Raw genomic sequence first — 3,984 nt, 5'->3', positions numbered from 1 at the left:
ACCATCTTCGCCCTGACCTGGCTGCTGCTGTCCACCCGCCGGGGCCAGCGCGCCGAGCAGACCGACGAGACCGTCGGCCACGCGTTCGACGGTATCGAGGAATACGACAACCCGCTGCCGAAATGGTGGTTCATGCTGTTCGTCGGCACCATCGTCTTCGCCCTCGGCTACCTGGTGCTCTACCCCGGCCTAGGCAACTGGAAGGGCCTGCTGCCGGGCTACAACTACCTCGATACCGACAAGCAAACCCCGTTCGCCAACGGCCAGACTGGCTGGACCGGTGTACACGAATGGGAAAAGGAAATGGCCAAGTCGGACGCCAAGTTCGGCCCGATCTTCGCCAAGTTCGCCGCGATGCCGATTGAAGAAGTAGCCAAGGACCCACAAGCCTTGAAGATGGGTGGCCGCCTGTTCGCCTCCAACTGCTCGGTATGCCACGGTTCCGACGCCAAGGGTGCCTACGGTTTTCCCAACCTGACCGACGCCGACTGGCGCTGGGGCGGCGAGCCGGCCACCATCAAGGAAACCATCATGAAAGGCCGCCATGCGGTGATGCCGGCCTGGGCCGACGTGATCGGCGAACAAGGCGTGGCCGACGTAGCAGGTTTCGTGGTGACCAACCTTGACGGCCGCAAGTTGCCCGAAGGTGCCAAGGCCGACGTGGCCAACGGCGAGAAACTCTTCGCCGCCAACTGCGTGGCCTGCCACGGCCCGGCCGGCAAAGGCACCCCAGCGATGGGCGCGCCCGACCTGACCCATCCGGGTGCATTCATCTACGGCTCCAGCTTTGCCCAACTGCAACAGACCATCCGTTATGGCCGTCAGGGCCAGATGCCTGCGCAGGAACAACTGCAAGGCAATGACAAGGTGCACTTGCTGGCGGCGTATGTTTATAGCCTGTCCCATGGGGACAAGAAGGCTGAGGAGCAGTAAGCCCTCGAAACAACAAAGCCCCGCGCAGCGAAAGCTGGCGGGGCTTTGTTGTTTCTGGCTCTGGGAGGTTATGTAAGCAGGAACACACTACCGCTCGCAGCCTAAAAGTAGTAACGTAACTACAAACAGTCTGACGAAGGGCGACCTCCCCATGACCATCACTACTATTTCCAGCCGCGAATTCAACCAAGACACAAGTGGTGCCAAAAAAGCCGCCCGCCAAGGGCCGGTTTTTATCACCGATCGCGGCAAGCCTGCCCATGTACTGCTAAGTATTGAGGACTACCAGAAACTGACAGGGCTCAATGCCGATATCGTTGATCTTCTGGTGATGCCGGAAGCGGCCGATATCGACTTCGAAACCGAACGCGCCGTGATCACTCATCGACCCGTGGACCTCTCTTGATGTACCTACTCGACACCAACGTTATTTCCGAACTGCGCAAACCCCAGGCTGATGCAAAGGTCGTTGCCTGGGCCAAAAGTGTGATTGCCCCACGCCTGTTTATTTCAGCGATTACGCTGAAAGAATTGGAGACCGGGGTCTTGCGTATCGAGCGCCGAGACCCGGTACAAGGCAAGGTGCTAAGAACCTGGCTCAAGCGCCATGTAATGCCCGCTTTTGATTCCAGGATTCTGCCGGTGGATACCGCAGTCGCCCTACGTTGTGCACATCTGCATGTTCCTGACCGGGCCAATGAAAGTGATGCATTGATCGCCGCTACCGCTCTGGTTCACGGGCTGACCGTGGTGACACGCAACATCAGCGATTTCAAATCCAGCGGCGTTCCACTGATCAATCCATGGGACGAATGACCCGCTTACCCGCCAAAACCGTCCATACTTCCCAAGTCAATTGATCCAGATCACGTACACCATCAATTGATTTCCCCCAACGCGACCAAAGGTCGCACCCTTCGCGCACCACTGGGGGCGTATCATTAGGCCACTGCAACACCCCTAATTTGACCCCGGTTGGCACGTACTGGCCGAGGCAAATCTCCACCGCCGTGGGATGCAATGATGAGCAACCAGATACCGGTACATGACGTTACCCCGCCTGCCAAAACCGTCGACCTCTACGCCTCGCGCGAGAAAATCTATACCCGCGCCTTCACCGGCTTGTTCCGCAATCTGCGCATGCTCGGTGGTGCCGGTCTGTTCCTGCTCTACTTCGGCACGGTGTGGCTGAACTGGGGTGGTCACCAAGCGGTGTGGTGGAATCTGCCGGAGCGTAAATTCTTCATTTTTGGCGCGACCTTCTGGCCCCAGGACTTCATCTTGCTGTCGGGCTTGTTGATCATCGCCGCCTTCGGCCTGTTTTTTATCACGGTGTACGCCGGACGTGTGTGGTGCGGTTATACCTGCCCGCAAAGCGTATGGACCTGGATCTTCATGTGGTGCGAAAAGGTCACTGAAGGCGACCGCAACCAGCGCATCAAGCTCGACAAAGCACCCATGGGCGCCAACAAATTCCTGCGTAAATTCAGCAAGCACACCTTGTGGCTGTTGATCGGTTTCGTCACCGGCATGACCTTTGTCGGCTACTTCTCGCCGATCCGCGAACTGGTGTTCGATTTCTTCACCGGGCAGGCCGATGGCTGGGCATATTTCTGGGTGGGTTTCTTCACCCTCGCCACCTATGGCAACGCCGGCTGGCTGCGTGAACAGGTATGTATCTACATGTGCCCGTACGCGCGCTTCCAGAGCGTGATGTTCGACAAGGACACTTTGATCGTCTCCTACGACCCACGTCGTGGCGAAGCGCGCGGCCCGCGTAAAAAAGGCACCGACTACAAGGCCCAGGGCCTGGGCGATTGCATCGATTGCACGATGTGCGTGCAAGTGTGCCCGACCGGGATCGATATCCGCGACGGCCTGCAGATCGAATGCATCGGTTGCGCGGCCTGTATCGACGCCTGCGACAACATCATGGACAAGATGGAGTACCCGCGCGGCCTGATCAGCTACACCACCGAGCACAACCTGTCCGGGCAGAAGACCCACAAGCTGCGCCCACGGTTGATCGGCTACGCGCTGGTGCTGCTGGCGATGATCAGCCTGCTGGTCACGGCATTTCTCATGCGCTCGCTGGTGGGCTTCGATGTCAGTAAAGATCGAGTGCTCTACCGCGAAAACGCCGAAGGTCGCATCGAAAACGTCTACAGCCTGAAGATCATGAACAAGGACCAGCGCGACCACACCTATGTGCTCGACGCTGCCGGCCTGCCGGACCTCAAGCTGCAGGGCCGCCGCGAAATCAAAGTCGCTGCGGGCGATATCGTCAGCATGCCGGTGGAGCTGTCCAGCGCGCCGGAACAACTGCCGTCGAGTACCAACGAGGTGAAATTCATCCTCAAGGATGCCGATGACGACAGCGTCCACATTGAAGCCAAGAGCCGATTCATCGGCCCACAAGTCCGTTAACAAGAGAGCACGACAATGCCCGCAGCAACTGCCGCAAGCCCTTGGTACAAGCATCTCTGGCCCTGGATCATCATTGGCATCCTGGCCTGCTCGGTCACTTTGACCCTGTCCATGGTGACCATCGCGGTGAACAACCCCGACAACCTGGTCAACGACAACTATTACGAGGCCGGCAAAGGCATCAACCGCTCCCTGGACCGCGAACAGTTGGCCCAGACCCTGCAACTGCGCGCGTCGGTGCACCTGGACGAGTTGACCGGCGAAGTCGACCTGCGCTTGACCGGCAACAGCAACCCGAACACCTTGGAACTGAACCTGATTTCGCCGACCCAGCCAGAGAAGGATCGCCGGATTACCCTGACCCGTAGTGACAGCGAACCCGGCCGCTACATCGGCCAAGTGACGGACAAGGTGGATGGTCGGCGCTTCGTGGAATTGCTCGGGGTCGAAGGCGACAAGACCTGGCGCATGTTCGAAGAAGAGCAAGTCAGCCACGACAAGGACTTGCTGCTCGGTGACGAGCCGCTGCAAGGTGCTGAAGACCAGTAACCCGGCAAACCTGCGCGTCGCGCATCGCGGGCAAGCCCGCTCCCACAGGACACCGCGATCCTGTAGGAGCGGGCT

The 3,984-nt window shown here is 59.0% G+C and carries 5 protein-coding genes; all 5 read left to right on the top strand.

All coding sequences use genetic code 11. From position 1 onward, the window contains the following. Nucleotides 1–933: cytochrome-c oxidase, cbb3-type subunit III (gene ccoP, locus ACRESD_RS25250; protein WP_431753394.1), on the top strand; the 933-nt coding region annotated here is incomplete at its 5' end. 151 nt (nucleotides 934–1,084) lie between these two features. Next, on the top strand, nucleotides 1,085–1,339 hold the full coding sequence (locus ACRESD_RS25245) for a type II toxin-antitoxin system Phd/YefM family antitoxin (protein WP_010208555.1): 255 nt from the start codon (nucleotides 1,085–1,087) through the stop codon (nucleotides 1,337–1,339). Beyond that, a complete protein-coding gene (locus ACRESD_RS25240) occupies nucleotides 1,339–1,749 on the top strand; it encodes a type II toxin-antitoxin system VapC family toxin (protein WP_431753393.1) in 411 nt (136 codons plus the stop codon). The genes ACRESD_RS25245 and ACRESD_RS25240 overlap by 1 nt, the downstream gene beginning before the upstream one ends. A 207-nt stretch (nucleotides 1,750–1,956) precedes the next feature. Continuing rightward, nucleotides 1,957–3,360, top strand: coding sequence for a cytochrome c oxidase accessory protein CcoG (gene ccoG, locus ACRESD_RS25235; protein WP_431753392.1), 1,404 nt, complete (start codon nucleotides 1,957–1,959; stop codon nucleotides 3,358–3,360). A 15-nt stretch (nucleotides 3,361–3,375) separates the two neighbouring features. Then, on the top strand, nucleotides 3,376–3,909 hold the full coding sequence (locus ACRESD_RS25230) for a FixH family protein (RefSeq protein WP_431753391.1): 534 nt from the start codon (nucleotides 3,376–3,378) through the stop codon (nucleotides 3,907–3,909). Nucleotides 3,910–3,984 lie beyond the last annotated feature (75 nt).

The sequence above is a fragment of the Pseudomonas sp. genome (assembly GCF_050739995.1).
Classification (GTDB): Bacteria; Pseudomonadota; Gammaproteobacteria; order Pseudomonadales; family Pseudomonadaceae; genus Aquipseudomonas.
The sequence above is the reverse complement of the archived record's forward strand: the minus strand, read 5'-3'. Positions and strand labels throughout refer to the sequence as shown.